This is a genomic window from Vibrio sp. R78045, assembly GCF_042466085.1.
GTDB classification, from domain to species: Bacteria; Pseudomonadota; Gammaproteobacteria; order Enterobacterales; family Vibrionaceae; genus Vibrio; species Vibrio cyclitrophicus.
On record NZ_JAXHBS010000017.1, the window covers coordinates 14,025 to 40,360 of the forward strand.

37 protein-coding genes are annotated in these 26,336 nt (G+C 43.8%); 7 read left to right on the forward strand and 30 right to left on the reverse strand.

The annotated features are described in order from the left end of the window. Positions 1–103: 103 nt before the first annotated feature. From SJY39_RS19355 to dusA, 4 genes are all read right to left on the reverse strand, one after another. Positions 104–334, reverse strand: a complete 231-nt coding sequence (locus SJY39_RS19355) for a hypothetical protein (protein ID WP_004735813.1) — start codon at positions 332–334, stop codon at positions 104–106. Between the two features lie 204 nt (positions 335–538). Next, on the reverse strand, positions 539–1,210 hold the full coding sequence (locus tag SJY39_RS19360) for a TIGR04219 family outer membrane beta-barrel protein (RefSeq protein ID WP_010434222.1): 672 nt from the start codon (positions 1,208–1,210) through the stop codon (positions 539–541). 135 nt (positions 1,211–1,345) lie between these two features. Beyond that, positions 1,346–1,567: an envelope stress response protein PspG gene (gene pspG / locus SJY39_RS19365; protein WP_372264240.1), complete on the reverse strand. Its 222-nt coding sequence runs from the start codon at positions 1,565–1,567 to the stop codon at positions 1,346–1,348. A gap of 261 nt (positions 1,568–1,828) precedes the next feature. Beyond that, on the reverse strand, positions 1,829–2,833 hold the full coding sequence (dusA, locus tag SJY39_RS19370) for a tRNA dihydrouridine(20/20a) synthase DusA (protein WP_372275782.1): 1,005 nt from the start codon (positions 2,831–2,833) through the stop codon (positions 1,829–1,831). Positions 2,834–2,937: 104 nt separating this feature from the next. Between dusA and SJY39_RS19375 the strand changes: the two genes are divergently transcribed. Then, on the forward strand, positions 2,938–4,008 hold the full coding sequence (locus SJY39_RS19375; protein WP_372275783.1) for a tyrosine-type recombinase/integrase: 1,071 nt from the start codon (positions 2,938–2,940) through the stop codon (positions 4,006–4,008). A 21-nt stretch (positions 4,009–4,029) separates the two neighbouring features. Here the strand turns inward: SJY39_RS19375 and SJY39_RS19380 are convergent, their stop codons facing one another. The 21 genes from SJY39_RS19380 to SJY39_RS19480 form a co-directional block, all read right to left on the reverse strand. Next, positions 4,030–5,601: a hypothetical protein gene (locus SJY39_RS19380; RefSeq protein WP_372275785.1), complete on the reverse strand. Its 1,572-nt coding sequence runs from the start codon at positions 5,599–5,601 to the stop codon at positions 4,030–4,032. 74 nt (positions 5,602–5,675) lie between these two features. Continuing rightward, entirely contained in the window at positions 5,676–5,840 is a 165-nt protein-coding gene (locus tag SJY39_RS19385) for a hypothetical protein (RefSeq protein ID WP_372275786.1), read from the reverse strand. Further along, positions 5,841–6,059, reverse strand: coding sequence for a hypothetical protein (locus tag SJY39_RS19390; RefSeq protein WP_016783629.1), 219 nt, complete (start codon positions 6,057–6,059; stop codon positions 5,841–5,843). A 91-nt stretch (positions 6,060–6,150) separates the two neighbouring features. Next, entirely contained in the window at positions 6,151–6,570 is a 420-nt protein-coding gene (locus SJY39_RS19395) for a virion protein (protein ID WP_132764229.1), read from the reverse strand. 17 nt (positions 6,571–6,587) lie between these two features. Next, positions 6,588–6,830: a phage tail assembly chaperone gene (locus tag SJY39_RS19400; protein WP_372275798.1), complete on the reverse strand. Its 243-nt coding sequence runs from the start codon at positions 6,828–6,830 to the stop codon at positions 6,588–6,590. A gap of 83 nt (positions 6,831–6,913) precedes the next feature. Next, positions 6,914–7,762, reverse strand: a complete 849-nt coding sequence (locus SJY39_RS19405) for a hypothetical protein (RefSeq protein ID WP_372275787.1) — start codon at positions 7,760–7,762, stop codon at positions 6,914–6,916. After that, complete coding sequence (locus SJY39_RS19410) at positions 7,755–8,027, reverse strand: hypothetical protein (protein ID WP_102413450.1); 273 nt, start codon at positions 8,025–8,027, stop codon at positions 7,755–7,757. Before SJY39_RS19410 ends, SJY39_RS19405 begins: the two co-directional genes overlap by 8 nt. Further along, entirely contained in the window at positions 8,024–8,629 is a 606-nt protein-coding gene (locus SJY39_RS19415; RefSeq protein ID WP_372275788.1) for a hypothetical protein, read from the reverse strand. The genes SJY39_RS19410 and SJY39_RS19415 overlap by 4 nt, the downstream gene beginning before the upstream one ends. Beyond that, positions 8,626–9,321 (reverse strand): hypothetical protein, encoded by a 696-nt coding sequence (locus SJY39_RS19420; RefSeq protein WP_210473924.1) that lies wholly within the window; start codon positions 9,319–9,321, stop codon positions 8,626–8,628. Before SJY39_RS19420 ends, SJY39_RS19415 begins: the two co-directional genes overlap by 4 nt. Continuing rightward, complete coding sequence (locus SJY39_RS19425) at positions 9,321–9,722, reverse strand: hypothetical protein (protein ID WP_372275790.1); 402 nt, start codon at positions 9,720–9,722, stop codon at positions 9,321–9,323. Before SJY39_RS19425 ends, SJY39_RS19420 begins: the two co-directional genes overlap by 1 nt. A 5-nt stretch (positions 9,723–9,727) precedes the next feature. Continuing rightward, a complete protein-coding gene (locus tag SJY39_RS19430; protein WP_102351227.1) occupies positions 9,728–9,949 on the reverse strand; it encodes a hypothetical protein in 222 nt (73 codons plus the stop codon). Next, a complete protein-coding gene (locus tag SJY39_RS19435; protein WP_016783619.1) occupies positions 9,946–10,098 on the reverse strand; it encodes a hypothetical protein in 153 nt (50 codons plus the stop codon). The genes SJY39_RS19430 and SJY39_RS19435 overlap by 4 nt, the downstream gene beginning before the upstream one ends. Positions 10,099–10,111: 13 nt before the next feature. Then, complete coding sequence (locus SJY39_RS19440) at positions 10,112–10,384, reverse strand: hypothetical protein (RefSeq protein WP_372275791.1); 273 nt, start codon at positions 10,382–10,384, stop codon at positions 10,112–10,114. A gap of 10 nt (positions 10,385–10,394) precedes the next feature. After that, the gene (locus SJY39_RS19445) at positions 10,395–11,198 is read right to left on the reverse strand and encodes a major capsid protein P2 (protein ID WP_102351225.1); all 804 of its coding nucleotides are present in this window, start codon (positions 11,196–11,198) and stop codon (positions 10,395–10,397) included. A 252-nt stretch (positions 11,199–11,450) separates the two neighbouring features. Next, the gene (locus tag SJY39_RS19450) at positions 11,451–12,110 is read right to left on the reverse strand and encodes an ATPase (protein ID WP_102315762.1); all 660 of its coding nucleotides are present in this window, start codon (positions 12,108–12,110) and stop codon (positions 11,451–11,453) included. Beyond that, positions 12,111–12,581: a hypothetical protein gene (locus SJY39_RS19455; RefSeq protein ID WP_102315761.1), complete on the reverse strand. Its 471-nt coding sequence runs from the start codon at positions 12,579–12,581 to the stop codon at positions 12,111–12,113. After that, the gene (locus tag SJY39_RS19460; RefSeq protein ID WP_372275794.1) at positions 12,582–12,965 is read right to left on the reverse strand and encodes a hypothetical protein; all 384 of its coding nucleotides are present in this window, start codon (positions 12,963–12,965) and stop codon (positions 12,582–12,584) included. Then, positions 12,958–13,143 (reverse strand): hypothetical protein, encoded by a 186-nt coding sequence (locus SJY39_RS19465; protein ID WP_016787885.1) that lies wholly within the window; start codon positions 13,141–13,143, stop codon positions 12,958–12,960. The genes SJY39_RS19460 and SJY39_RS19465 overlap by 8 nt, the downstream gene beginning before the upstream one ends. 3 nt (positions 13,144–13,146) lie before the next feature. Further along, positions 13,147–14,976 carry a replication endonuclease gene (locus tag SJY39_RS19470; protein WP_016787886.1) on the reverse strand — a complete coding sequence of 610 codons (1,830 nt, stop codon included), beginning with the start codon at positions 14,974–14,976 and terminating at the stop codon, positions 13,147–13,149. Beyond that, complete coding sequence (locus SJY39_RS19475) at positions 14,976–15,170, reverse strand: hypothetical protein (protein ID WP_102313228.1); 195 nt, start codon at positions 15,168–15,170, stop codon at positions 14,976–14,978. The genes SJY39_RS19470 and SJY39_RS19475 overlap by 1 nt, the downstream gene beginning before the upstream one ends. Before the next feature lie 9 nt (positions 15,171–15,179). Next, on the reverse strand, positions 15,180–15,434 hold the full coding sequence (locus SJY39_RS19480; protein WP_371975450.1) for a pyocin activator PrtN family protein: 255 nt from the start codon (positions 15,432–15,434) through the stop codon (positions 15,180–15,182). 134 nt (positions 15,435–15,568) lie between these two features. On the opposite strand from SJY39_RS19480, the gene SJY39_RS19485 reads away from it, so the two are divergent. The 4 genes from SJY39_RS19485 to SJY39_RS19500 all read left to right on the forward strand — a co-directional run bounded on the left by SJY39_RS19485 (position 15,569) and on the right by SJY39_RS19500 (position 18,251). Beyond that, positions 15,569–16,174, forward strand: a complete 606-nt coding sequence (locus tag SJY39_RS19485; RefSeq protein WP_372275796.1) for a helix-turn-helix transcriptional regulator — start codon at positions 15,569–15,571, stop codon at positions 16,172–16,174. Positions 16,175–16,194: 20 nt separating this feature from the next. Next, positions 16,195–16,614: a type II toxin-antitoxin system PemK/MazF family toxin gene (locus SJY39_RS19490; protein ID WP_017071571.1), complete on the forward strand. Its 420-nt coding sequence runs from the start codon at positions 16,195–16,197 to the stop codon at positions 16,612–16,614. 699 nt (positions 16,615–17,313) lie between these two features. Beyond that, complete coding sequence (gene zur, locus SJY39_RS19495) at positions 17,314–17,772, forward strand: zinc uptake transcriptional repressor Zur (RefSeq protein WP_010434215.1); 459 nt, start codon at positions 17,314–17,316, stop codon at positions 17,770–17,772. A 17-nt stretch (positions 17,773–17,789) separates the two neighbouring features. Then, a complete protein-coding gene (locus tag SJY39_RS19500) occupies positions 17,790–18,251 on the forward strand; it encodes a chemotaxis protein CheX (protein ID WP_009847897.1) in 462 nt (153 codons plus the stop codon). 139 nt (positions 18,252–18,390) lie between these two features. On the opposite strand, the gene pgi is transcribed toward SJY39_RS19500, so the two are convergent. After that, positions 18,391–20,043: a glucose-6-phosphate isomerase gene (gene pgi / locus SJY39_RS19505; RefSeq protein ID WP_016787894.1), complete on the reverse strand. Its 1,653-nt coding sequence runs from the start codon at positions 20,041–20,043 to the stop codon at positions 18,391–18,393. 326 nt (positions 20,044–20,369) lie between these two features. Between pgi and SJY39_RS19510 the strand changes: the two genes are divergently transcribed. Continuing rightward, positions 20,370–20,789, forward strand: coding sequence for a secondary thiamine-phosphate synthase enzyme YjbQ (locus tag SJY39_RS19510; RefSeq protein ID WP_010434207.1), 420 nt, complete (start codon positions 20,370–20,372; stop codon positions 20,787–20,789). Between the two features lie 118 nt (positions 20,790–20,907). Here the strand turns inward: SJY39_RS19510 and SJY39_RS19515 are convergent, their stop codons facing one another. Genes SJY39_RS19515 through SJY39_RS19525 form a run of 3 tightly spaced genes read right to left on the reverse strand, consistent with a single transcriptional unit; the run spans position 20,908 to position 24,599 of the window. Further along, positions 20,908–22,113, reverse strand: a complete 1,206-nt coding sequence (locus tag SJY39_RS19515) for a BamA/TamA family outer membrane protein (RefSeq protein WP_016790124.1) — start codon at positions 22,111–22,113, stop codon at positions 20,908–20,910. A gap of 2 nt (positions 22,114–22,115) precedes the next feature. After that, a complete protein-coding gene (gene alr / locus SJY39_RS19520) occupies positions 22,116–23,201 on the reverse strand; it encodes an alanine racemase (protein WP_016767561.1) in 1,086 nt (361 codons plus the stop codon). A 6-nt stretch (positions 23,202–23,207) separates the two neighbouring features. Further along, a complete protein-coding gene (locus tag SJY39_RS19525; RefSeq protein WP_016767560.1) occupies positions 23,208–24,599 on the reverse strand; it encodes a replicative DNA helicase in 1,392 nt (463 codons plus the stop codon). 175 nt (positions 24,600–24,774) lie between these two features. Between SJY39_RS19525 and SJY39_RS19530 the strand changes: the two genes are divergently transcribed. Further along, positions 24,775–25,692, forward strand: coding sequence for a DUF481 domain-containing protein (locus SJY39_RS19530; RefSeq protein ID WP_016767559.1), 918 nt, complete (start codon positions 24,775–24,777; stop codon positions 25,690–25,692). A gap of 162 nt (positions 25,693–25,854) precedes the next feature. Here SJY39_RS19530 and rplI read toward each other — a convergent pair whose 3' ends face one another. Further along, positions 25,855–26,307: a 50S ribosomal protein L9 gene (gene rplI / locus SJY39_RS19535; protein WP_010434182.1), complete on the reverse strand. Its 453-nt coding sequence runs from the start codon at positions 26,305–26,307 to the stop codon at positions 25,855–25,857. Positions 26,308–26,336 lie beyond the last annotated feature (29 nt).

The window sequence follows — 26,336 nt, forward strand, 5'->3', positions numbered from 1 at the left end:
TTGCGTGACGATAGATTAACCACTACTTTTAATAACAAGAAAGAATAGAAAAGTATGTTTTATAACTTTTTGGAAGTAAAAACCGATTGAACCATAAATTGACTTACTGATTTTCAATGCGCACTTGCTGAAAGCCAACCGCCATTGCCGACTTAGAAGCCAGATCTAAATCTGCATAATGGCACTCTTCACCATGGACATCAGTGAGCAGAACAAAGCCACCTCCCATATGGCGAAACTCCACAACCCAAGACCCTTCTTGAATTGAGGGCTCTATGATCGCTTCAACTAACAAGTTTTCTCTATATAAATTTCTTAATTCATTGAGTGTCATACACCATCCCTTGCTTTGACCTCACAACATAGACCTTATAAGAATAGACGCTAATTAGAACTCTGTAGTAAGGATGGTCGAAAGTGACGAATGTGCTAACTAATTCCAGAAAGATATATAACCAATAGATATAAAAAACGCCACTTAACAAAGTGGCGTTCCTAAAATTCGTTTTAGATGCTCTTTAAAATTAGCTTTAGTAGCCTAAAAACGCACTTCAGCGCCTGCGAACCAACCGTCAACCATAACAAAGCTCTTGCCTAGTTCAGAGCTAAAAAACTCATCCGAGTCTAGATCGATAACACGGTAACCACCACGCAAGGCAATCTCAGATTCTGATACAGGAATTCGGTACTGAACACCCGCCATCAAGTCAGTACTCTTGATGCCACTGCTATCACCGAACTCCATCGTACCAATGATATCGAAATTGGTATCAGGAACATTGATCTCTGCGTTGCCGTAGAAACTCCAAGTAAACTCATCAAAGGTTGATGTTTTTGCATCAGTAGCTTTTGGTTCAATATAGTTAGAGTTCGAGTACTGAGTAAATGTCACACCCGCGTCAAAGTTCATTAGCTTATGATCTAACAATGTGTAATAGAAGGTGTAATCGTACTTATCGAAGGCCAATGAATCCGCATCAACAGAGGTGTAGCGAAAACTAGCGTTTGGTAGCATTGGGGCATTATGCTCAAATGCGAAATACAACGAAGGAGAATTAGAATCATCGCTCTGTCTAACTTCGTTTAGCTTTGTACTTCCCCACCACATATCGGCACCGACTTTAGCCGTGTAAGAAAACTCTTCTTCAGCAGACACTGCCGAACTTAAAGATAGCATTCCCACTAAAGCAATTAATGGCATTTTATTCATTTGAGATAGCTCCAATTCCATATCGTTGTGCTAATTGTATGCACATTCATAGATTATTGGGGAAAATTCTATCACACATCTTAAATTCTCAAACGATAAACCGATGACGATCAAAGATTTGACGACACCATGACCTTAGTAACGTCTTTGGTTAGAACTGTGTACAAAGTTTTTGAAAAACCAGATACCCAATGCAATCACAATTAACCAAGGCAGCAACTTAAACACAACCCCCATCATACCTAAGACCAACATAATGGCTAACGCGATTCCGGTTGCAGCCAATACCGTCATAAACGTGATACCAGTGACAAGTAGAGTTGCGACGAAAATAAGAACAAAGATTAATTCAAACATAATGGTCTCCCTAATGAGTTAATGACCTATCTTTCCTACTATCTAACATTGCAGCTTCCATACCAAGTTAGTGAAATCAATAAAACCCTTACTTATCAGACAAATAAAAAGCCACACATCTAAATGCGTGGCTTTTAAAGAAACTATCAATGGCAAATTTAGCCTCTAGTGGCGAATTTAGCCTTAGGTTTTTAAGCTTAACTTTTTAAGCTTGGTTTTCAGCTTGGGCTTTTAAGCTCGAACTTTTCACCTCGAGGGAGGTTATACGTTTAGCTCTTTAGGGATCTTAGCCAATGCTATCTGCATCACTTCGATACCTGCACCTTTCTTATGTGCGTTTTCACTGATGTAGCGGCGCCATTGTCTTGCGCCCGGCATACTTTGGAACAAACCAAGCATATGACGAGAGATGTGTCCTAAGCTTGCACCATTTGAAAGCTCACGTTCAATGTACGGGTACATTTCTTCAACCACTTGTGAGCGCTTCTTGATCGGCGTGTCTAAACCAAAGATCTGCTGATCGACTTCAGCCAAGATAAACGGGCTATGGTAAGCCTCACGGCCGATCATCACACCATCAAGATGTTGCAAGTGCTCTTTAGTTTGCTCCAGAGTAGTAACGCCACCATTCACTGCAATCACAAGATCAGAGAAGTCTTTCTTGATTTGGTATGCACGATCGTAATCTAGCGGTGGAATCTCTCGGTTCTCTTTCGGGCTAAGACCACTCAACCATGCTTTACGAGCATGAATAGTAAATTGCTCACAGCCGCCTTTTTCAGAAACCGTCGAAACAAACTTAGTTAAAAACTCATAAGAGTCTTGGTCGTCGATACCAATACGTGTTTTCACGGTAATTGGAATATCAGTGACTTCTTTCATCGCAGACACACAATCTGCCACCAGCTCAGGTTCAGCCATTAAGCACGCACCAAAGCGACCATTCTGAACTCGATCTGAAGGACAACCTACATTTAGGTTTACTTCATCGTAACCACGCTCACCAGCAAGTTTGGCACAAGCAGCAAGATCAACCGGGTTTGAACCGCCGAGTTGAAGTGCAAGAGGATGTTCTTGCTCGTTGTATTCTAGAAAGTCGCCCTTACCATGTAAGATCGCGCCTGTTGTTACCATTTCTGTGTACAGAAGAGTCTGCTTAGAAAGCAAACGGTGAAAGTAACGACAGTGGCGGTCAGTCCAATCGAGCATGGGTGCAACAGAAAGTCGGTGACTAGCGTATTTACTGGTTTTATTAGTGTTTGTCATGATTCAGTCTCAATTAATACTGTACAAACATACAGTGAATTACCTAGAATTAAACGGAATTACTTCCTGTAGTACCCCTCAAGTACCCCTTTAGGAGTTGGACAATGGCAAGTTATACCATCGAGACCAGAAAGCTAAAAAGCGGTGAACCAAGGTTCAAGGTAACAATCATCGTTAAAAAGAATTCGCGCATTATACACAGGGAAAGCAAAACTCTAAAAAAGAAAGCACTCGCTAAAGCTTTCGGTAAAAAAAGGGTAGCTGAACTAGAAGCTCAAGGGGTACTCAATCAGCCAAAAACAGTCCCCCTTTCGGTACTCCTCGATTTATTCATGGCAGAGCGTGACCTCTGGGACAATACAGGCCGCACAAAACGCTATGTGATTAAGATGCTTAGGGATTGCGACATCGCTAATGTCGAGAGTAACCAATTGCGAACAAGCGACTTAATCGAGCACTGTAAAAACCGAAGAGGCGCAGGAGCCAAACCCGCAACGATTTATCATGATATTGCTTACCTACGTTCTGTAATGAAAAAATCTAAGCCTGTCTTCAACATCGACACCAATCACCAGATATTTGATGAAGCCGTACCCGTTCTGATTGATATGGGGTTAGTCGGTAAGAGCCAGAAACGAACACGCCGCCCAACTTCCGAAGAATTGAAACGCTTAAAGCTTGGGTTAGAACAACGTGAATCTTTCCGGCCAAACGGTACAACTAGAATCCCATTCACTGACATTCTAGAGTTCAGCATTCTTACTTGTATGCGAATAGGTGAAGTATGCAAATTGCGTTGGGAAGACCTCAACCAAGAACACAAAACGATACTGGTTAGAGATAGAAAAGACCCAAGGAAAAAAGCAGGTAACCATATGATAGTGCCGTTGCTTGGTGAGTCATTTGAGATCGCACTAAAGCAACCAAACAAAGGTGAACTCATTTTTCCATACAACTCACGAAGCGTTAGCGCAGGGTTTCAGCGAGTTAGAAATGAGTTAGGTATTGAGGATTTGAGGTACCACGACTTGCGGAGAGAGGGAGCAAGTCGCTTGTTTGAAAAAGGCTACTCTATTGAAGAAGTAGCCCAAGTGACAGGTCATCGGAATTTAAATATCTTGTGGCAGGTTTATACGCAGCTATTCCCACACAAATTACACAAAAAACACTATTAGTTTGACATACAGCCAATAAAATCAGTCACCTGAAAGTGACAAACGCGAAACTGATTTCGAATTTTCATTTGGTATAAATTTTAACTTAACTTTTTCTCCTTCGATTGACGCATCTAAGTCCATATAAAAATAGGTGCGTTCAAACTCTATTGATTTTAAGTTAAGTCCAAAGATCTCAGGTACGAAATTTTTCTTACTGACATTCAGTTCATCGAGGCTGCCTGCTTTTCTTCTTTCTGAGAATTTTTCGTACTCGTCCAAACTAACATCAACTTGAAAAGGAGTAATATCATTACCCAATACAATTTCTTCTCCATCAAGCAAGTCAACAACGTAAGTCAACGTATCATACTCGTCAGCTGATAACTCAAAGTCTCCGTAAACTGGTACTGGCAAATCAAACTTATCTAATATTCTTCTATAGCAATCAATGATATGAATAATATCACCAAAATCTTTAAAAAGTTTCAGCCGTTCTTGGTTACCTTCTAACATAGGCATGGGCTCTATAGATTGGCCATTTTCAAACTCCAATCCGATGCTTAAGCCGCCCCCTGATTGTAAAATTTCTTTCGCCTTGAGGAGTCTATGGAACAAAGGTATTTGATTAATACTTTTTCCATCCCACAAAGATGTACTAATAACGTAATTGCATGTAATTTTAGTTTTTTTCGTAGCTGAAAGGTCACAAAAACACGATATTTTAATTAGCTTATTAAACGCCAAAGCTTCAAATTTTAGTCCTTGTTTCAAGTTAAATTGCTTACCTTTAAAACCTCCAAGAAAAATTTGCTGTGATTTAGAGATTGCATAAAGACCAACAGTAACCTTTGTTGAAGCTGGCGTAATAACTAATTCGCTAGATCCACTTACGTCATTACCAATTGCCTCAAATAATTTTGAGCCTGTAAACTTAAAACGGTCACCAGATAACTTCACTGGTTTACCAGTCTCTATCATCACCCCCATGTTAGCTTGAAATTCTTCTCCATCAGACTTACTCATTGACAAAGAAAAATCTGCATCACTAGATAGAGGAGTGATATTTCTCAGTGTTGCGCCATTAATAATACTAGTCTGGACTGAAAATCGACTGTCTAACTGGTTAAGGTGGTCGTCAATAAAGCCAATCATTTTGGATGGTGTATCGCCAGATAAAATAGCTCCCTTACCAGTTACGTAATCCAATGTATTCTTTAGTGCTTTTGATTCAATTTCTTCTTTAGGGAGGAATTGCTTACCAAGGTTATCTCTCACAAAAATTAACGTTTGATTCTTCCAATCACGTAAGAGCTCTTCAGAGTAGGAGCCATCATCAACATCGATAAGCCTAGAACAAGTAGTACACAGCCAAATACCATTATCATAATGCTTTCTTTCTGCTTCTGTTTGCTCTTTCTTATAACGAGGTCCTCCAGGTGCAGCAGCACAAATATGAGCCGCGACACCCACGTTCGATAATGAACAGTTATCAATTTTAGACGCTACGGTAAGAACTCTACAGTCGGGTTTTGAGCATAAGTTCGCAACTTTCTCTCTTAAAGAGCGTTTAGTCGATTCAAGAAAATCATGCCTTTTATGAATTGGAGCCATTCACTACAACCTATGAAGTTAACATTGGAGAAATAGCAACACTCTATCCCTTAACTACATAAAACAACAAGATATTATTGAGAGTCCTTGTTTGTTTTCTCTAGCTCGATAACCCTCAGTTTCAGTTCGCCTAATCCAATTTTGAGCCAATCAATATCAACTCTAATCGCAGCGACCGTAGCCATACTTGAGACACACCCTGTAGCAACCGCGACTATTAGTGTTTGATACTCTGCCATTTACTTGAACTCATTGCGCAGGGTTTCCCATAGGCCAAATACTATTGGAGCACTTGCGCCAATAATGCCACCGAATTGAACACCGTCTGCCGATACGCTTGCGGTGATAAGTTCAGGGTGACCAGATACCAAAGCAGCTCCCGCGCCAAGTAACGCTAAACCCTTTTTTGTAGATGGTTGATCAAGGTCGATTCCGATTTTTTCTAGTAGGCTTTTCATAATAATTTGCTCTGTCGTAAATACTTGATGGTGTAGGCGGCGAGAACGCCACCAACTACGGTAATAGCTATTTTCTTGTAGTCTTCTTTGGTCATGCCATGGCGACTCCTTCACGCGCCATACTTAATCCGTAATAGCTCCCGACTTCTTTACGACTCATTGCATGTAGTAGCTGTGCCAGCTGTTCGTTGTTATTCACATCGACAACCTGATTACGACCGATGCCCGTCCACTCGCTAACGTGTTTGATGTATAGCTCGGTATCGTTCTCCACTGACGGAGCGAAGCGGTTTATCATTTCGCTCAAGGTTTGAAAGCCTTGTCGTGAGTAGCTACGCAGAACACGCGCACCCGCTCGAAAGCCATAAACCGGATGCTTGAACTCTTCGAAGCTTTTATCAAGGTCGAGTAGATGCTCACCATTCCATTGAGTACGATCACCTTTGGACTCACGAATATTTAGCGGGTTGTTGTTACGCACACCACGCGGCAGAGTTTTTCTATATGTCATGTAGGCTAGCCCCCCAATTATGCAGACGCTTGCGGCAATAATGGTTTTTGAGGCCATACCACATCCTTAAGCGTTTTATAGGTTTGAGTAATATCGCGTAGTTGTTGGCGATAGTGACGAAATGGTGTGATTTCAACTTTACTATCCAATGCAAGATTGACTAAGTGATCAGCTTCAACCAGTAAAGGAGCTCGATGCTCTCGAATGGCAACTAATTCTTGAGCGGTTTTATGTTCGGCTAATACGCTGTCCGCTTCCAACTCTGATAAGCCAAGTTCAATAAGGATCGTTTTATCAGCAGGAACGTTGATAAGGGTTTCGGAGTTAACAATTAACTGTTTAATCATGCGCTCACCTCTGGTTTCTTGTACCCAATATAAGTTGTTGAGTGTTTGTTTGAACTATCACCCGTTTCAACGGAGGCTAGCGGTACTGTCTTCGCTACCCAATTAACGTTGGTGTTTGATGCACTAGAACTTCCGATAATGTCTCCATCATCTAGCAGTGAGAATTTAATTGGCTTGTTTGAAATAATTTGATATTTCAATTTCCCGCCACGTAGCATAAAACCAGAATAACTACGAGCCAGATAACCCAAACCCGCTTTGTTATATCCAGTATCTGGACCTGATGGGTCTTTTTTCTCCGTTAGGCAATATGCACTAAACGCAACGTTGGCAACTGCTTGGCGATACCGCTGATAATTCACTACAGTTCGTAAATAGTTAGCGTCTCCACTCCATGGGGAAGCCTGCCCTTTAAGAACAACCAGAGCCGACGCGACATGAGTTGTATCAAAATCACTTGCTTGAGCTCCTGAGTTTTTGCTGTTCCAAGAGTAATGTCGGAAAACCTGAATTTCGGTTTCATCACCCGTTGGTAAAGTGAAACACACAGGGTAGAAAGTATCCTTGTCGCCGTTCACCGTAATTTCAGTGACGTAACGCCCTTGACCGCCTAGTGCTTGAATATCAACGCCTTGCTTAACTCGGGCAAGTTCAGAATCAAGCTGTTGCAACTTACTGCGACCAAGTGAATCAACATCAGAAACAACCTTTGCACCATCAGTCGTAATCACTTTTTTCAACGCATCAAACTGCGTTTGCATGGTTCGAATCGCACCGCCCTTGATGCTATCTAGTAGGTTTCGGGCTTCGGTCACCAGTTGCCCGATTGCCGTAAAATCACTCATTGAGTTCTTTCTCCATTTCTTCCGCTACGTTCTGCAGGCGTGGCAACGTATTAGCTGCCACACTGTCGGCCAGTTCGTGAACGTCATTATCTGAATTGAAAGCGTGGCGTTGTAATGAGACAACCGCCGAGCTTAGTGATACCTGATTGCTGTATACGCCGCGCATCATTTCCAACGCGTCTACCTGATCAGGTTGTAGGTTCTTTAAGTGTTCGGTGAGCGGGTCGTATTTCACGACCGCTCGACGTGGCATGAAGTGGCTCATCGGTGAACCTCCATCATTGCCAGTTTTAAAGGTGTATTGCTGTTGTTATACGCCCACAGTTCACCGCCTCCCGTCAGTGTGATTCCTGCGGGTGCCGTGCGATCACCTAAAACGGGTAATCCCACTACAGCAGAAACATGCGAGTCACCGAGCATCGCCTCGGCTTCGGAATCACTGATGTTCTGAATAATCGCTTCTAGTCGTGTAACCGAAGCATTAACTAAACGAACTTTGTTGTTTGGCTGAATAAGAATGTGGTCACGGCTAATAAAGCGTTGTGCAATCTCTTGTCGGGTCGTAACAACTGATCGCACTTCACTGATAGCCATAGACTCAGCAAATTTCACTTGAGCAGGCGGTGTTGTTTTTAGGTCCTGCTTAGTTAGCTGATACACAACGCGGATAGGCGCAATGTGCGGGTTAGAAACCTCAAGCTCTTTAAAACTAGAAACGTCTAACGTATCGCCTGCATCAACACGGATTTTTTCGCCGTTGTCACTTCGAACGTATAGATATTCCTGAGATTCACGGACAATCAACCAACGAGCCGAACCGACACCAAAACGCTTAACTGCACTAGGTTCTAAAGTTATCGCTTTCATTTGCCCCCCTTAAGTGCAAAAGCAACGCCTGCGATAGCAAAAGCAGCAGCGACAGCAATTGCCACCTTGCTAATATCACCAGAGCTACCCGTTTGGCTGCGTGATGCGGTGTTTTCGGCCATGGCTAAAGCAGCTCGGGCGTTTTCTCCCGATTGTGCTGCCATAGACTTAATAGCTGACGTTGTATCCGCGCTGTTCGAGCGCATATTGTCTAACGCCTTTTCACTAGTTCGGCGGCTGTTTTCTAACGCTTTCTCACCAAATACGAATGCCTTAGATATTGATTCCTGACCGTTATCTAGTGCCGCTCTTAATGAGTCTTTATTTGCCTTAATCGAATCAGAAGCAATTTGGCCGTTTAGTTTAAGAGCCTCTTTGCTGACGTTCTCGTTTGACTTGATCGCATCACGACCAAAATCAAACGACTCATCTACCGCATGTTCATTGGCGCGGAGTGCATCCGAACCTAAACGCGCTGCTTTATCCATTGCGGCACTATTGCTATCCATCGCCCGTTTCGCTATTTCTGACGCGGCTTTTACTGAGCCGTGATCAGTCATAGAGATATTGCCAACGTTGCCATTTATGCCAGAGAGAACGACACCAAGGTTATCCCCACTAATGGCACTGGTGCCGCTCGTGTTCGTGGTGTTGGTTACGTTCTTACTTGAACTGCTACCACCTCCGCCCATTAGTCATTCTCCAAAACAAGGGATAAAACAGACTCACGGCCTGACTTACCCGAAACCGAAAAACCGAAACGCCCAAGTATTCGCACCATGCCACGGCGAACCGTGTGATATTTGATTGAGCGATACCCTTGAGATTTCACTGCTTCAATGATGCAAGGCGCAGCTTTCACTAGCCCCTTACCTGCCATTGCTAGAATCAAATAATCATTGTCACTGGTGACGAAGCCCACAAAGCGAACCGAAACGCCTACCCCTTTCAAGTGATAAAAACTGGCTCGTTTGGTTTTCACCGCATCACAGCAAAAATCAAATTCAGCCTTAGCTTGTGACACCCCATTGAACGCGGATTTAATTAGCGAAAACTGAGCGGCAATATCTGCGCGAGTGGGTCTAATCAACATAAAATTCATTTCTTAAACGCCACCCACGCAATGCCAACAGCTAACAACACAAACGGTATGTTTTGCGCGAGCTTTTGCCCCGCACTACCACCAAAGTTGATCGCTCCATTTCGAACCCCGCCAATTGAGTTAGTGCCCGTTGCTTCACTTGGTCCCGCTGCGCCGCCTCCGGCACTGATTGGCATAGAACCGCCTGCACTCAAGCCACCACCGATACCTGGTATCATTTGTTCCCCTTAATGACTCGATAAGTCACATAGCAACCGCCACCAATGGCACCGATTTTTAATAGTTTGGTGACGCTACTTCCAGACCAAAAACCCGCACCAAAACCAAGACCACCCGCTAACAGAGGAAGAACCACAATTAATGGCATAACTCTCCCCCTGTTAGTTTTTCAAAACCACGATAAGACCAAGTAAAAGCACCGCAGCACCAATACCACCGCCCACATACAAAAGGGTTTTGTCGTTACTCTGCACAGAGGAACCCGTAACCGCGTTGCCGTGGTTATCTTTCACTGTTTGTTGTGGCTGTTGCGTTGTGGCTGCATTTTTTGATGAGTCGTCTTTAGTCGCGACATCAATCAAGTTGCCCATCCCCTCGCCAACGTCATCAAGCAGACCAGAACCGAAGTCCGTTAAGTCATCCCAAAAAGCCAATAGTCACCCCCTACACTAAGTCAGGGCGAACAACGAGCACCGACTCAACAATGATTGGAATTGAACCCACAGGCTGATTGGTTTTCACCGTGAATTTCAGCTCTGAACCGTGCGCCGTAGGAAACAGCTCATCGATATAAAAGCCGCGCATGATTGGGTCAAAGTGGTAACAACCCGACTGCCAAAAACGGCGGTTTCGTTTGGCACGCATATCTTCAAGCGCTCGGCTTGAATCATGCACTTTCACGAAATCACGATAGATTTGTAGGGCGTGGATTTGGTCACTCATGAAGTGCATACGGCGCACGAGATGAAGAGGACCCGAAACGAGATCAAGAAACTCATTTTCTGTTGAGCTTGCTTGCATCGTCTGCTTTTTGATTTGTGGGATAACAACACGAGCAGGCTGACGCGCTGACACTGTTGCCCACGCTTGAAGCTTGATAGCAGGCGCGTTGTCTTGAGTAGAATCTGCAATCTCAACTTCCAGAGTGATATTGTCACCCGCTTCAGTCACAAGACCCGTGTAACGAACCCCGTTCTTAGTTTTTGCAGAAATATCAGCTAATGGAATTGTGAAAAAACCATCCGTTTGAGCTAAGCCTTTGTACGCTTCAATCTTTTTAATCAGCTCACCATCAAGAACGATAATTTCATCCGCATTCAAGCTAATGGTTACGCGTCGAAGTTGAGCCGCACTAAGATTGGTTTCGAGAAAAATCTCATCGTACGTAGGACCAATCGGAATGGTTAACGTAGCTTTCTCACCGTAGCCCGTACCCGTAAAAGAGTTCAGTTTAGTTGGAGTAGACATAGTAACTAACTCCCTTAACCGATTTGGTCTTCAACAGCATCAACGTTGTTTGAAGCCCAAACAACACCCGCTGCCACAATGCCTGCTAGCACAGCAATGACTGCTAATTTTTTTGGTGTAAAACCTGCCATTTGTTTTCCTATAAAAAAGACCGCCCAACATTGGACGGCCTTTACTTAAACAAATGATTTGGTTTGGATTCCTAATACTTATTTGGTTTAGGTTTGGTTTAAATGAGACTTGAATCACAAACTACCACCGGATAACACCCTTTTTGAATGCTTTTCCGTCTTGAAGTAGATACTCAAGCGGGTCGAGTTGCTCGATCGCATCAGCAGGGATTCCTGTCATTTTTTCCAAATAGGTTGCACTGGCTTTGGTCTTTTGCATCATCACACAAGCATGCTGACAGTTATCAATAATGGTCTTCGATACTTCCTGACCACGTTGAAACAGATTGATAGTGTGTAGGTTAAACTTCCTACCTAAGCGCAATATCTTTCCATGGTAGCCAACCGCTTTACCCGCATTTTCACTATGCTCGGCTACCTCTTCACAAATGATTTTTAATGGTTTGGTATGCTTTCCGTTCCCCATAGCCCAAACGACCTGACAAAACTTATCGAAGTCCTTTGATGTGGTTTCATGAGTCGGTTGATATGCAATCTTAAAGCCCTGCTTTGTTTTGCGCCCTGCAATCAGTGCGGCGGCAAACTCCTTAATACTGGAATAACCGCGCACCACTCGCCCTGCTAGCTTTCCGCTGTAATCGCCCATTGGATCAAACATGGCTACTTGGTCGGTAGATTTGATAAACAGCTTTTTGGCGGCAGAGGTTTTACCGCTGCCGCTCATACCAACCGCAAACACGTGACCATTTTTAAGGGCATTATTTGGGTTAATTGGTTGCATTTATTGCACTTCCTCTTTTCCCTCTGATTCAGTCTCTTGAGGGTTTACCTCTTTCGCTTCATCAATCGCTTTAAGGGTTCGGATTTGGTTAAACGAAGTAAAACCAAGTGCGCCAGCTGCGATCACAAATGACAGTTCTTCTTTGTAATGAGCTAACCACGGTGGAAGCTCACCGCCATATTTAACGAACAACGGCGCGGCTGCACTTGCAACGCTTTGAGCTTGTTCAACATCAAAAGCAAACTCTTGGTGACCGAACTGTTTTAACATTTGCTCTGTCACGCCAAGAACCGCACTTGCCGTTGCTTCGCCTGCCAATAGTGCGGCTTGTTTAGCATCGGTTTTTTGTTCGGATTGGGAAGGGTCGAAATCTTCTTCGCCAAGTTCGGCCAACAAAGCAAGCTCTTCACTTTCGTCATGCTGCTCTAGTTCTTCAATTTCGATTTGGTCTAGTTGTTCTGTTTGTTCCATTTACGCCACCACTTTGATTGTTTTGATTACACCACCGAAGAACAAGCCAAGCACCGCACCAATACCAACGCATTTAACGGTTGTGATTGGCTTTGGTTCAGTCTCATTTTTTGGTTTAGATTCGGTTTCTTTTTCCGGTTTAATTGCCATTGGTTGTGCTTCCACAACAGGGTTATTGATTGCTTCGATATCGGCTTGAACTTCTTCCAAGGATTTAAACGCTTTCATCTCAGCTTGAGCCGCTTTGCCCGTTCGCGTATCAGGCCCACATTCACAACGGCCATGAACAAACGCCGCGCGTTTTCCTTTGCCTTGCTTAATCGCTTTCGGTTGTGAGCAAGTTCGGCATTGCACATAACCTAATATTGGGGTTTCGTTATCCATTACATTTTCCCTCTAAGTCAGTTAGACGTTTGTTGAACGCTTTGAACAACCAAATGGTTTTGGTTAGCCATGGCTTAATAAAACCAAACCCCAAAGGCGGCTTATATGATTTAGCTTCGTTGTCCATTTCGTTCAGGATTCTGGTTGATTCCGTTTGTAAGGTTTCTTCTTTGCTCATGTTCTAGGTCACCGTGAGTCGATTGTTTCTAAGTTGGATTGTTAAATGTCGGTCTATGGGCACTTTCGCCCCTGCGACCAGTGGCGAAATCAGGCATTGGACTCCCTCCACGCTCCATCCGGTCACGCGTTGAAGATGTTCAACTAAGGGAGAGTTACAGTTATTTTCAGTGCTCCAAGGTGAGACGCTCCGCGCCTCTTGAAGACGCTTCACGTCTTTTTTCTTAACTAGCGAATAGCACTCGCTAGCCGTTTCGATAAGACGACCGAGCCAAGAAAAGCCGATCACCTTTTTGGTGGTTTCACCGTATTGGTTTTGTTTTGTTTGGTAGGCCACTTTTGCACTATCAGCCAATTGGCAGAACAGCGACCACTTCGAAGAATCGGCCGCTTGGCGTAGCTCTTCGAGCTTTGGGTCTATCATGGTCTGTTCCGGTTTAGCCCTGCGTAAATTTCGCCAAAGGGAAACAGGCTGACCGCCAAACTGTTGAAACTGGCGGATTCGGTGAGTGGAAGCCCAAGCACGAGCACGGTAGGCCGATTCTTCACCCTCGTTTTCTGGCATGTGCTTACCGTTGATGTTTTTCGATACATATTTGGCAATGTAGGCAGTCGCCCCGCCCTTTTTCGGATCGGCTTCTTTCACATCAAAACGAGGCGAAATATCAGAACCTAGTTCGTGCTTATCCTCAGAGATAGCGCACGACTTTAAGGTTTCGATAATAAAATCTTTATCGTCAGGTGAACAAAACAGAAAGTAGTGAGCATGACTGGTCGCGTCTTTATGTGGTTCAGCCACGCGGAAACCAAAGTAATGAATGTCTTCTTTGGCTATCAACGCACGGCCTAGCGCCCATTGCTGCATGAGAACTTGGTGACCGTCTTTGATACTCGCACCATTCCACTTTTTAGAAACGCGGTGGTATTTGCTCGGCAGCGTCCAAGTAATAAAAAGCGCGGTATAACCTAAATCTTGAGCTAGCTCTTCAAAACCACGAGAGCGCACCATCATTTCAATGCGGCGGTTTTCTGGATTTGCCGTGGTTCGCTTAATCACATCTTCAAGATTGAACGAATCACCCGTCTCGTTATTCATAACGGCCATGGTTTCAAGGAATGCTTTAGCGTCGCGCTGTTTCTGTTTCCAGTTAGCAAATGACAACGCACTGATCACCGGCGACTGATGCTTTCCCTCACCCACACGTTCAAGCGTGATTTGTGAATACTCGATGTATTGCGCTCGAAGATGTAGCAAGCGCCCCTCAATCCAAGATTCAGATTGCATCTTAAGCACGGCTACCTGTAGGTCTTGTTCTAACTCTTCCGGTTTCTTGTCGCGCTTTTTAAAGTTCACTTGTGGCGCATTAACATGAATCGTTTTTAGTTCAGCTGACTGTAATTGGTAAACGTGCTCTATCGCATCCAAAAAGCTTTTAAATACTTCCGGTTGGCTTTCTTCGGTAAGTAGTAACGCGCATTTATCAGCGAACTCTTTTGCTAGTTCGCTGACAGCATCATCACGCATCAAAATATCGTGGCTTAAAGGTTGGGTTCGGCTCTTGGCGCGACTATCGACAAACGGGAATTTATCTTCAATGAAATGCGCTCTTTTCAGACCAAACTTAACGGCATCTTCTGCAGCTAGTATCAGGTTTTCTTTGGTTGGGTTTTGACGCTGCTTACGCTTGGCTATTTTGCGCTTCACATCGTTACGCACAATTTTAGGTAGGCGAGGAAAGAAGCGTTTAGTGAATGCAGAGTAACGAGGAATGTCCCCTGCTTCACTTTTCGCTTCCATACTAGCAAGTGCATCTATCACCGCTTGTTCGTTCATTACAGCCCCGTACACGCGTTATTTGTGCAAACGTAATTCATCGGTCTAGCTTTGCGCTTTGGACGCTTCGATAAGCCGTGTTTCTCACGCAATTTATCTAGCAAATAGATAGAGCGCTCGCGTAGCTCTGGTTTTGGGTCAACCATACCGAGCATATCGGGGCAAGGTAGGTGGATAGGGTCAGATACATTCATAGCAACCACCTACCCGTTAACAGAAAGCCAATCTTGCTTGGCTTCCTCGTGGCACTTATCGATATAAACAGCTAGATCTTCAATCTTGATCAGTGACGGGCTACGCTCCGAATCACGGAGCTTGAAAGTAGGAACAGGGAAGTCACAAGCTTTCGCTCGTTGCTCCGCTGTTCTAGGAGTGATGCCAAAAAATTCTTGGCTGACTTGTTTTAGTTCTACGGTTGGGCTCTCAAACCTAGCTAGTAGTGCAAATTTTGTGTTCATGCATCCTCCGTGTAGTACACTTGAAGTCATTCGAGGAAACTTAAGTATCCCTCAAACATCCCTAATCATTTCAAAGGGAATTATTGAGGATCTAATTCCATTTAGCAACCCCAAATATACACGGAGATATTAAAATGGGAACTTTTGAGGAACAACTTAGAGAATTAAAAGAACTGACGAACACATCTAAGAATGTTGATTTAGCAAGAGTTTTAGGTAAATCACCTAAGACAATTTCCAACTGGAAACACCGTGATCACATCCCTGAAGATATTTTCTTAAAAGCGAAAGAGATCGCAAAAACGGGGTCTCTTGCACCAAAAGGTTATTTGGAATTGAAGTTCTTCGATATTGAAGTAAGTGCAGGACATGGAGCGCTTGTTGAAAAAGAAGAAGAATCTAGCGCGATGGTTTTTAGTGAGCGATTTATTAGACAAGAGCTTGGCTTTAATCCAAACAACATTTTCTTGATGCCTGTTCGCGGTGACAGCATGATCCCTACCCTCAAAAATCAGAGTGTCGTAATGGTGAACCGCGTTGATGGTTTTTCTACTGATGGAATTTACGTATTCAGGTATGACAATCGATTGATGGTGAAGAGACTTCAATTTCTACCAAACGGAATCAAGGTAGTTAGTGACAACAGTGCTTATGAAGCATGGGAACTTGGAAAGAAAGAGATGGAAGGTGCCGACTTCGAAATCATCGGTGAAGTGGTTTGGTCAGGGCAGAGAATGTAACTTAGAAAAAGGAGAATAACTTGGGATTAAAATACTCACCAAAAGTTGGCCAGATACTCATGTGTGATTTCAAAGGAATGAAAGAACCTGAAATGGTAAAAAGACGTCCGGTTATCGTTATAAAATCTTCTCGTTATGGACCAAAATTAGTACAAGTAGCTTGCCTAAGTACTGCCACCCCAGAACCGCAAATGGCCTATCACATGTTAATCGATGATAAATACCTACCCAGAGATAAATTCTTTGAAGGAAAGGAAACATGGTTGAAAGGCGACATGATTTACACAATGGGTTTTGAGCGGTTAGACCTGATCAGGCTAGGATTTGATAATGGTAAGAGGGTTTACTTCGAGCAATCACTTAGCCGTGAAAATATGAAAAGTATTTTTACTTGCGTATTACATGGGATGAACCTAGGACACTTGGGTAATCACCTGTAATACTTCATATTATTTGCCTAAACTGAAGGTCATTGAGGGTTATTGAGAGTCATTGGAGGATATTGAACGCGGTTAATAACTTGCCAGTTCTAAGCTATACATGTAATATTTACTTGTTCCCGCTCCTTTGAGGAAACTCAAAGAGATGCACTAAGACTGTTTTCGTAGGATTACAGCCAGCCCAAAGACAGGTGATAACAAACCTATTGGTGCTGCCGATTTACAGAACCCTCGCTTAGGCGGGGGTTTTCTGTATCTAAGGAATAGCATAGAACGCTACGTGGTACTCCTATGGTACCCCTCGAACTAGCTCAGCCCTTGCTAAGGCTGCTTAATCAATCCAATCGAGCATTGGAGCGACAGACAATCTACATGAATGTGTCATGGTAAAGTACCCTGGTAGCGAGTCAAAAAAATATGCTGGAATACCCAGCAAAAGCAAGGTCGGCTATTGTAAATGCTATGCTCAGTTTGTGCTATATGAACTTTACCTCACATTTTTTATTTAAACCTATTCACCAAACCTCTAATTCAGCCTCACTAATCAGTTATGCCTTGAGTCACACTGTCATTTTGAGTTACCTTGTCTTATTCAAAGTCGTAGGTCACAATACGCTCTGTACCTGACTTTAATAGAAATCATTGGCTCCCAAAACGTAGTAACCTAGAAATAGGGTTTGAATAGGGATGTCCGATTGAATGGTGAAAAATTTGGACCACACATTAATAGAGCAAGTTGAAGGGATATGCGCATCGCGAGGAGTTAGATTAACGCCTCAGAGAAAGCGAGTGTTTGAGCTCATTTTCTCTAATAAAAAAGCCTCCAGTGCTTATGAATTATTAGAGCAGTTGAAAGTCAGTGAACCGCAAGCCAAGCCACCTACTGTTTATCGCGCTTTGGATTTCTTGCTGGAACAAGGTTTCATTCACCGAGTTGAGTCAACCAATAGCTTTATATGCTGCTGTTCTTGCAATGCCCATAAACATTTCTCTCAACTACTGATCTGCGATAAATGTGGCACAGTGGTAGAACTGCAAGACGATGCGCTTGTTACTCTACTCGCTAGTAACGCTGAGAAGCACGGTTTCCAATTGACAAATCAAGTCATTGAATCGCATGGCATTTGCCAAACTTGCTCCTCCGATATGAAAGAATAAGATTATAGAAGAACATTATGCGCGCTGAATTTGTAAACCCGTTTTTAGCTTCTTTGATGAACGTATTAAAAACGATGGCTTCTCTAGAATTAAAGCCACAAAAACCAAGAGTTAAGAAAGATGAGATCGCTCGTGGTGATGTATCCGGCCTAATTGGCATGGTGGGTACACAATCTCGTGGTTCAATGTCGATCACCTTCGATGAGGGTCTCGCTCTTGAAATCATGGAAAACATGCTAGGTGAACGCCCAAACGGCTTGAACGAAGAAGTCACTGATATGGTCGGTGAAATCACCAACATGGTGACTGGCGGTGCAAAACGTATTCTTGCAGAAAGCGGCTTTGACTTCGATATGGCCACGCCAATCGTCGTTTCAGGCAAAGGACATACTATCCGTCACAAATGTGAAGGAGCAATCATCATCATGCCTTTCTCATCTCAATGGGGTAATGCCTTCATCGAGATCTGTTTCGAATAGAGACAATCGAGTAAATAAAAAAACGAAAGGCTGACGTATATACGTCAGCCTTTTTTATTGCCGTAAAACCAACGGACATAAAAAACGCCAACCGAAAGGTTGGCGTTTACAGTTATTACTTGGTGTTACTTAAACAGTCTTAAGCTTTAAGCGCTTTAAATGCATTGATTAGACCGTTTGTTGAGCTGTCGTGAGAGGTTACTTGAGCATCGTCAGCAAGCTCTGGAAGAATTTGGTTTGCTAGTTGCTTACCAAGCTCTACACCCCATTGGTCGAAGCTGAAGATGTTCCAGATTACGCCTTGAACGAAAATCTTGTGCTCGTACATCGCGATTAGGTTACCTAAAGAGCGAGGAGTGATTTGCTTAACAAGAATTGAGTTCGTTGGACGGTTACCTTCAAACACTTTGAAAGGCGCAAGTTCAGCTGCTTCTTCTGCTGTTTTGCCTGCCGCTAGGAATTCAGCTTCTACTGTCTCTTTTGTCTTACCGAAAGCAAGCGCTTCAGTTTGAGCAAAGAAGTTAGACATCAACTTCTGGTGGTGATCAGATGCTGGGTTGTGGCTGATAGCAGGAGCAATAAAGTCTGATGGGATCAGCTTAGTGCCTTGGTGAATCAGTTGGTAGAAAGCGTGCTGACCGTTTGTACCTGGTTCACCCCAGATGATAGGACCAGTTTGGTATTCTACTGGATTGCCGTCACGGTCAACAAATTTACCATTCGATTCCATGTTGCCTTGTTGGAAGTAAGCCGCAAAACGGTGCATATATTGATCGTAAGGTAGAATCGCTTCTGACTCAGCGCCGTGGAAGTTATTGTACCAAACGCCGATAAGCGCAAGGATAACAGGAATGTTGCTTTCAAATTCAGTTGAAGCAAAGTGGTTATCCATCTCATGAGCACCATCTAATAGCTCAACGAAGTTATCGAAGCCGATAGAAAGAGAGATAGACAGACCAATCGCAGACCATAGTGAGTAACGACCACCAACCCAGTCCCAGAATTCGAACATGTTGTCAGTATCAATACCAAACTCAGCGACCGCAGTTGCGTTAGTTGATAGTGCAGCGAAGTGTTTAGCAACGTGCGCGTTGTCACCTGCTTCAGCCAAGAACCAATCACGTGCAGAGTGCGCGTTCGTCATTGTTTCTTGAGTGGTAAATGTTTTAGATGCCACTAAGAATAGCGTTGTTTCTGGATTCAGAGGCTTAAGTGTCTCAACAATGTGAGTACCATCTACGTTCGAAACAAAGTGCATGTTTAGACGCGTTTTGTATGGCGTTAGTGCTTCAGTCACCATGTATGGACCAAGGTCTGAACCGCCGATACCGATGTTGACAACATCAGTGATCTCTTTACCGGTGTAACCTTTCCACTCACCAGAAACGATACGGTGTGTGAACAGTTCCATTTTTGCTAGTACTGCATTAACTGCTGGCATTACGTCTTTGCCATCAACCATTACTGGCTTATCGCTACGATTACGTAGAGCAGTGTGAAGTACTGAACGACCTTCAGTCTTGTTGATTGCATCACCGCTAAACATAGCTTCAATTGCAGACTTAACTTCAGTCTCATTTGCAAGAGCAAATAGGTGCTGCATCGTTTCAGCGTCGATAAGGTTCTTAGAGTAATCCACTAAGATGTCCGAACCGAAACGAGTAGAAAAGCTCTCGAAACGCTTTGCATCTTGAGCAAATAGTTCTTTCATATCCATATCTTGAGCAGACTCAAAATGTGCAGTTAGAGCTTTCCACGCTTGTGTTTGCGTTGGGTTGATATTTTTCAACATGGTATCTATCCCGATATTACTGTAGGTTTTATTCTAGACGTCACCTAAGTGATGAATAGAACCCCCGATTAGGCGAAAGTTTATATTTTTCTATGATGACCAGACCGCATCACCACTGAAAGATTCTTTGTAATTTTTTTTCACGACGTATTATGCCGTATATGAAGAGCGCCACCTTGAGATAAATCAGGATTCGATTTCCTGATAGAGAGATCGATGCTGACTCAGGCTCTAACATAATTAAATGTGAGCGATAGCTGATAAATTCAAGTTCAAAAGATAGCGTTAAACCACTTTTTTTCCAAACACATTATAAAGGATGGCGTATGTGGATTCAGAAGACTATACACCTAAATGCACGAAAGCGTGGATTTCATCTCATTACTGATGAAATTGAACAACAGATAAACGATATCAATTCTCTATCTGTTGGTTTATTACATCTTTTTCTTCAACATACTTCTGCCAGCCTCACACTCAATGAGAACGCCGATCCGACGGTTCGCCGCGACATGGAATCACACTTCAATAAGTTCGTACCCGAGCGAGCCGCTTATTACAGACACACCTATGAAGGTGATGATGACATGCCTGCTCATATTAAAGCATCGACACTTGGCACCAGTGTGACAATTCCGATAACCAACGGTCGTTTAGCTTTGGGAACATGGCAGGGAATATACTTGGGTGAACACCGTGATTGTGGTGGCAGCCGCACAGTGATTGCGACTATTCAAGGTGAGTAGACTATTTGAAAGCAAGATTTTATTAATAAAAACAGTGCCTTTTTAATACAAAAAGAGTGGTGTGTTTCCACGACCACTCTTATCAAGATAGTATTTGGCCTACTGTAGGCCGAAAGCTTTAGAAGGGCTGGTTTATCATAACCCTAAAGGTCCCTTCATCACCGCCTCGCGCTAATTCTGCACGAACAACAATGCCTTCCACTTGAAAACGAACCGCGCCGCCTAAGCTCCATTTCATATCGGTGTGCAATTCTTTGATATCGTACTCATCAGCCACACGCCCTACTTCGGCGAATGCGACCCATTGCCACCAAGGCAGGTCGTAGTAGTTGATCAGCGGAATATCACCGAGTGGCTGCCAATCTGGGAGCACTCGATACTCTGCAGAATAGTGAACAGCAGATCGCCCATGATATCGACCTCCGGTATAGCCACGTAAACGATACAAACCACCCAATCGAGCTTGTTCTGTTTCCGGTGGACGAGCACAATCCTGCCCAGAACAGTTATCCCAGGTTGGTGTATCAGCAGTATAGAAATCGAGTGCCACAACTTGTTGGTCGAACAAGTCTCCTAGAGGACCTAAAGCGAAGTACTGACTGTTTTGAAAAGTCCATTTCAGCCACAAATCGTCGTTAGACCAACTTTCAGCGCCCGTCGTGAACTCAAGATTGGTATGAGATCCTTTGGTTGGGTTACGTGTGCTATCACGATTATCCCAATCGAACGCCAAACTAAAACCGGTCGCCTCTTCAGTATTATTTAAACCTTCTAGCTCACGAGCAGTATAAAAAGGTGTAAATAAAATCGAACTGACACCCGATTCGACTGGCGAAGCAAAACTGACCTCTTTGATTGGTTGAAACGCGCCGAGTAAGCCATGCTCTGCAACATTGCCCCAAGGCAGCAGATATTTAAATTCAAACTGATAATTCTGCTCTAAGCCATCAACTATAGTTTTGTCATCGATAGATGAATCGTTATCGCCTTGAGAGCCAATATAATAAGGATTGTCGTTGAAGCGCGCTTGGTACATCTGAGTACTAAACAAGATATTCTCAGACAAGGCATAATTAAAGGCCGATAGAAAACCGACATAGCTGTCTTTGTCTGAATACAAAGCCATACCAAACAGAGCCGCTTGAGGTTGCCAAACGCCCTTTGCGACACCAGCAACCCCAAAGGTATTGCCCATGGTTTCAGTACTGAAATAGAAAGGAACAAAAGCGGAGTCTTTTTCTTCACTTAGAACAGAAGAAGAAAAGCTGACACCAGTTACTGCCATTGCAGACATTAACCAGTATCGAGAAGTTCGCTTGAACATATCTATTTTACGTATTCCATTGCCACGCGAGACGTCAGTTTAGTCACGAGCTCGTAAGCGATAGTGCCGATATGTTCAGCCACTTCTTCTGAGGGTAAGTCTTTACCCCAAAGCGTCGCCTCGTCACTCACTTTATCCGTAGCATCAGGACCAAGGTCAACTGTTAGCATGTCCATGGACACACGCCCTGCGATTGGTACTTTTCGTCCATTAACGAATACTGGGGTGCCGTTAGGTGCAGTGCGAGGATAACCATCGCCGTAACCAATTGCGATAACACCAACCTTGGTATCACGCTCACTGGTCCAGTTACCACCATAACCCACACTTTCACCAGCCTTCACATCACGAACCGCAATTAAGTGTGAAGTCAGAGTCATCACCGGCAAAAAGCCCAGCTCTTGCGCTGATTTATCAACAAACGGAGAAACACCATAAGAGATGATTCCGGGACGAACCCAATCAAGATGACTATCAGGCCAAGCTAATAGACCTGCAGAGGCCGCAAGTGAACGCTCCCCTTCACAACCGTCGGTAAGAGATAAGAAAAGCTCAGTCTGCTCAACTGTTGTGGTTCTATCTAACTCGTCAGCACATCCAAAATGGCTCATGTAGCGCAATGGCTTTGCCACATTTGGGCATTGATGCAAACGCTCAACAAAGTTCTGGTATTGCTCAGGGCGAACGCCTAGGCGGTGCATACCACTGTCGACTTTTAGCCATACCACAACGGGTGTTTCCAAATCGGCATTCTCTAGCGCGCTTAATTGCTCTTCACAATGCACCACGGTTTGAATGTTATTGGTTACTAGAATGGGTAAGTCACCCGAAGAGTAAAAGCCTTCCAGCAACAAAATAGGTTTAACTATGCCACCAGCACGAAGTTGTAATGCTTCTTCAATACGCGCCACACCAAAAGCATCAGAACTTTTTGAATGCTTAGCGATATGCAGTAAGCCGTGCCCGTAGCCATTCGCTTTCACAACGGACATTACCTTGCACTGAGGCGCTTTCGACTTTATCTGGTTCAGGTTATGTTCGAGCGCGTTTAAGTCAATGCTCGCCGTCGCCGCTTTCATGTAAGTCATTAGCGATTACTCATCATCAAATGCAGGGCCTGCATAATTATCAAATCGGGAGTGTTGCCCTTGGAATGTCAGACGAACCGAACCGATCGGGCCGTTACGCTGCTTACCCAGGATAATCTCAGCGATGCCTTTCAATGAACTGTCTGGGTTATAAACCTCATCACGATAGATGAACATGATCAAATCGGCATCTTGCTCAATCGAACCTGACTCACGCAAATCCGAGTTTACTGGACGCTTATCAGCACGTTGCTCTAGGGAACGGTTAAGCTGAGAAAGTGCAACAACCGGAACGTTGAGCTCTTTTGCGAGCGCTTTCAATGAGCGAGAAATCTCGGCGATTTCAAGAGTACGGTTATCAGATAACGAAGGTACACGCATTAATTGAAGGTAATCTATCATGATCATGGAAATACCATCATGCTCACGAGCAATACGTCGAGCACGAGAACGTACTTCTGTTGGTGTCAGGCCCGAACTGTCATCGATATACATATTCTTCTTATCCATCAGAATCCCCATACTCGACGAGATACGAGCCCAATCTTCATCGTCCAATTGACCGGTACGAATCTTGGTTTGGTCTACGCGAGAAAGTGACGCAAGCATACGCATCATTAGCTGTTCAGCTGGCATCTCTAACGAGAAGATTAACACTGGCTTATCTTGCTTCATCGCCGCGTTTTCACACAAGTTCATCGCAAACGTGGTTTTACCCATTGATGGACGAGCGGCGACAATAATTAAGTCAGAACCTTGTAGGCCTGCTGTTTTCTTATTGAGGTCGTTAAAGCCAGTATCGACACCAGTCACACCATCTTGTGGTGTTTTATATAGGATCTCGATTCGTTCCAGAGTCTTCTCTAGAATACTATCAACGTTTTGTGGACCTTCGTTTTCACTTGCTCGACCTTCTGCAATCGCAAAGACCTTACTCTCAGCCAGATCAACAAGCTCTTCCGATGTACGACCTTGAGGATCGTAACCAGAATCAGCAATCTCATTCGCAACACCAATCAGACTACGTACCAACGCACGTTGTGCCACGATATCCGCGTAAGCGTTAATGTTCGCCGCACTTGGGGTATTTTTAGCTAGGTCAGCAAGGTAAGCAAAGCCACCCACTTCTTCAAGTTGCTCACGCAGCTCTAGATGTTCAGAGAGTGTAATAAGATCCAAAGGAGAACTTTCTTCAAGGATATCTTTTACCGCTTCAAAGATCAGACGGTGAGGACGACTATAAAAGTCTTTGGCCACAACCTTTTCGGCAACTGTATCCCAGCGTTCGTTATCCAATAACAAACCGCCAATAACAGATTGCTCAGCTTCTAATGAATGTGGCGGGACCTTGATGGCGTCCACCTGATCGTTGGCTGATTTCTGACTTTTGGTATCCACTATGACTACACTCAATAACTAATAATGATCGTTCATTATACCCAAGAACATCCATTTGTAATCCGATCCTATGAGTTTGTTTTATTCTTCAGAAAGAATTTACTTATTGCTGACGGAATTAACCAAGGGTAGCATTACGATCCTTCCATTCATTCACTGTATAACTGGGGTATGCGTGTCCAAATTATTGGCTCTGAGCACTGGTCTTCTGAGCTCTAGTCTTCTAAGCATCGGTCTCCTGAGCACTCCGTTGGCCTTAGCTGATGATACTAAAGCCTCTGTTGATGCTAATACCTCTGTTGATTCTATTCTCGACTCTATAGTAGTACCAGAAACTACAGCTGAGCCGATCGTCGTTGCACCGACACCTGAAGAAAAAGAGTTGGATATCGCACCAAGTGATACGGCTGATACAGAGCTGCCTAACCCACTAAAGACTGAGGTCGAATTTGGATATCAGTCGCATACTGGTAATTCGGATTCACGATCGCTTAACGCACGCCTGAACGGTGAGTATACCGCTGGTCGTCATAGAACCAGTGGCGAATGGAAATACTACAATCTCTATAAAGATGGTGAGGAAGATAAAAGGCAATCGACTTACTCGGCTCAGAGTGACTACAAGTTAAGTCCTAAAACCTACCTTTACGGCAGCTTCAAAGGTGTTGATTCACGATACAGTGCTTACTTTAAGGACTATACCGTTTCGAGTGGTCTGGGTTATCAGTTTTCGAATACCGAAGAGTTTGTTTTGGAAGTGGAAGTCGGGCCGGGTTTTCGTTATCAAGAACCGAATCTCGATGAACTAGACGACGATGACATCATCTTTCCTGAAATTGTTGAAGAAGCGATTTTCCGTGGCAATGTGAATACATCATGGCAGGTGTTGAAGAACTTGCAGTTTAAAGCGGACGTGACGTTAGTGTCTGGTCACAGCAACCTTAAGTTTGATACCGAATTAGAAGCCATCAATGATATCACTGACAATATCGCGCTGAAGATCGCTCACTCTCGTCAATACCACGACAAAGTTCCTGAAGGATTAAGCAAAGAAGACTCTGTGCTGTCGATTAACCTACTCTTTCAATTCTAATTCCATGGCTGGTTGTTCAGCCATCAGAGCTTTTGGATCATAGTAGGCTTTTAACCTAATGTAACCCTCTCTTACCTTTTCCTATATTCCAGACATAAAAAAACACCAGCCGAAGCTGGTGTTTAAAACTTTCAAAAGAAAGAATTCGTCTTGGTACTGAAATTACTCAGCTGCAACGATAGCGATTTTCGCAGTAGCAAAAACTTCAGAGTGAAGTTGGATGCTTACTTCGAATTCGCCGATGTTACGTAGAGCGCCTTCAGGTAGGCGTACTTCGCTCTTAGCTACTGCAACACCTGCCGCTGTAATAGCGTCAGCGATGTCACGAGTACCGATAGAACCGAATAGTTTACCTTCGTCACCAGCTTTAGAAGCGATTGTAACGCCTTCTAGAGTGTTAACGCTCTCTGCACGAGCTTCAGCAGCAGCTAGTTGCTCAGCAACTTTAGCTTCTAGTTCAGCACGACGAGTTTCGAACATAGCAACGTTGTCTTTAGTTGCCATAACTGCTTTACCCTGTGGGATAAGGAAGTTACGAGCGTAACCAGATTTAACGTTTACTTGGTCGCCAAGGCCACCTAGGTTACCGATCTTATCAAGTAGAATAACTTGCATTATCTTAGTCCTCTTAAACTATTATTAAC

What these genes read in the sequence shown, in the direction of transcription:
- SJY39_RS19375 (WP_372275783.1), top strand. Translation starts at nt 2,938, where the DNA reads ATGGCAAGTTATACCATCGAGACCAGAAAGCTAAAAAGCGGTGAACCA.
- SJY39_RS19450 (WP_102315762.1), bottom strand. Translation starts at nt 12,110, where the DNA reads ATGCAACCAATTAACCCAAATAATGCCCTTAAAAATGGTCACGTGTTT.
- SJY39_RS19380 (WP_372275785.1), bottom strand. Translation starts at nt 5,601, where the DNA reads ATGGCTCCAATTCATAAAAGGCATGATTTTCTTGAATCGACTAAACGC.
- SJY39_RS19510 (WP_010434207.1), top strand. Translation starts at nt 20,370, where the DNA reads ATGTGGATTCAGAAGACTATACACCTAAATGCACGAAAGCGTGGATTT.
- SJY39_RS19465 (WP_016787885.1), bottom strand. Translation starts at nt 13,143, where the DNA reads ATGAGCAAAGAAGAAACCTTACAAACGGAATCAACCAGAATCCTGAAC.
- SJY39_RS19460 (WP_372275794.1), bottom strand. Translation starts at nt 12,965, where the DNA reads ATGGATAACGAAACCCCAATATTAGGTTATGTGCAATGCCGAACTTGC.
- rplI (WP_010434182.1), bottom strand. Translation starts at nt 26,307, where the DNA reads ATGCAAGTTATTCTACTTGATAAGATCGGTAACCTAGGTGGCCTTGGC.
- pspG (WP_372264240.1), bottom strand. Translation starts at nt 1,567, where the DNA reads ATGTTTGAATTAATCTTTGTTCTTATTTTCGTCGCAACTCTACTTGTC.
- SJY39_RS19455 (WP_102315761.1), bottom strand. Translation starts at nt 12,581, where the DNA reads ATGGAACAAACAGAACAACTAGACCAAATCGAAATTGAAGAACTAGAG.
- SJY39_RS19475 (WP_102313228.1), bottom strand. Translation starts at nt 15,170, where the DNA reads ATGAATGTATCTGACCCTATCCACCTACCTTGCCCCGATATGCTCGGT.
- SJY39_RS19415 (WP_372275788.1), bottom strand. Translation starts at nt 8,629, where the DNA reads ATGAAAGCGATAACTTTAGAACCTAGTGCAGTTAAGCGTTTTGGTGTC.
- zur (WP_010434215.1), top strand. Translation starts at nt 17,314, where the DNA reads ATGGTGAAAAATTTGGACCACACATTAATAGAGCAAGTTGAAGGGATA.
- SJY39_RS19425 (WP_372275790.1), bottom strand. Translation starts at nt 9,722, where the DNA reads ATGTTGATTAGACCCACTCGCGCAGATATTGCCGCTCAGTTTTCGCTA.
- SJY39_RS19470 (WP_016787886.1), bottom strand. Translation starts at nt 14,976, where the DNA reads ATGAACGAACAAGCGGTGATAGATGCACTTGCTAGTATGGAAGCGAAA.
- dusA (WP_372275782.1), bottom strand. Translation starts at nt 2,833, where the DNA reads ATGACAAACACTAATAAAACCAGTAAATACGCTAGTCACCGACTTTCT.
- alr (WP_016767561.1), bottom strand. Translation starts at nt 23,201, where the DNA reads ATGACTTACATGAAAGCGGCGACGGCGAGCATTGACTTAAACGCGCTC.
- SJY39_RS19485 (WP_372275796.1), top strand. Translation starts at nt 15,569, where the DNA reads ATGGGAACTTTTGAGGAACAACTTAGAGAATTAAAAGAACTGACGAAC.
- SJY39_RS19405 (WP_372275787.1), bottom strand. Translation starts at nt 7,762, where the DNA reads ATGAGTGATTTTACGGCAATCGGGCAACTGGTGACCGAAGCCCGAAAC.
- SJY39_RS19445 (WP_102351225.1), bottom strand. Translation starts at nt 11,198, where the DNA reads ATGTCTACTCCAACTAAACTGAACTCTTTTACGGGTACGGGCTACGGT.
- SJY39_RS19435 (WP_016783619.1), bottom strand. Translation starts at nt 10,098, where the DNA reads ATGCCATTAATTGTGGTTCTTCCTCTGTTAGCGGGTGGTCTTGGTTTT.
- SJY39_RS19395 (WP_132764229.1), bottom strand. Translation starts at nt 6,570, where the DNA reads ATGACATATAGAAAAACTCTGCCGCGTGGTGTGCGTAACAACAACCCG.
- SJY39_RS19420 (WP_210473924.1), bottom strand. Translation starts at nt 9,321, where the DNA reads ATGGGCGGAGGTGGTAGCAGTTCAAGTAAGAACGTAACCAACACCACG.
- SJY39_RS19385 (WP_372275786.1), bottom strand. Translation starts at nt 5,840, where the DNA reads ATGGCAGAGTATCAAACACTAATAGTCGCGGTTGCTACAGGGTGTGTC.
- SJY39_RS19410 (WP_102413450.1), bottom strand. Translation starts at nt 8,027, where the DNA reads ATGAGCCACTTCATGCCACGTCGAGCGGTCGTGAAATACGACCCGCTC.
- SJY39_RS19515 (WP_016790124.1), bottom strand. Translation starts at nt 22,113, where the DNA reads ATGTTCAAGCGAACTTCTCGATACTGGTTAATGTCTGCAATGGCAGTA.
- SJY39_RS19355 (WP_004735813.1), bottom strand. Translation starts at nt 334, where the DNA reads ATGACACTCAATGAATTAAGAAATTTATATAGAGAAAACTTGTTAGTT.
- pgi (WP_016787894.1), bottom strand. Translation starts at nt 20,043, where the DNA reads ATGTTGAAAAATATCAACCCAACGCAAACACAAGCGTGGAAAGCTCTA.
- SJY39_RS19500 (WP_009847897.1), top strand. Translation starts at nt 17,790, where the DNA reads ATGCGCGCTGAATTTGTAAACCCGTTTTTAGCTTCTTTGATGAACGTA.
- SJY39_RS19390 (WP_016783629.1), bottom strand. Translation starts at nt 6,059, where the DNA reads ATGAAAAGCCTACTAGAAAAAATCGGAATCGACCTTGATCAACCATCT.
- SJY39_RS19480 (WP_371975450.1), bottom strand. Translation starts at nt 15,434, where the DNA reads ATGAACACAAAATTTGCACTACTAGCTAGGTTTGAGAGCCCAACCGTA.
- SJY39_RS19430 (WP_102351227.1), bottom strand. Translation starts at nt 9,949, where the DNA reads ATGATACCAGGTATCGGTGGTGGCTTGAGTGCAGGCGGTTCTATGCCA.
- SJY39_RS19360 (WP_010434222.1), bottom strand. Translation starts at nt 1,210, where the DNA reads ATGAATAAAATGCCATTAATTGCTTTAGTGGGAATGCTATCTTTAAGT.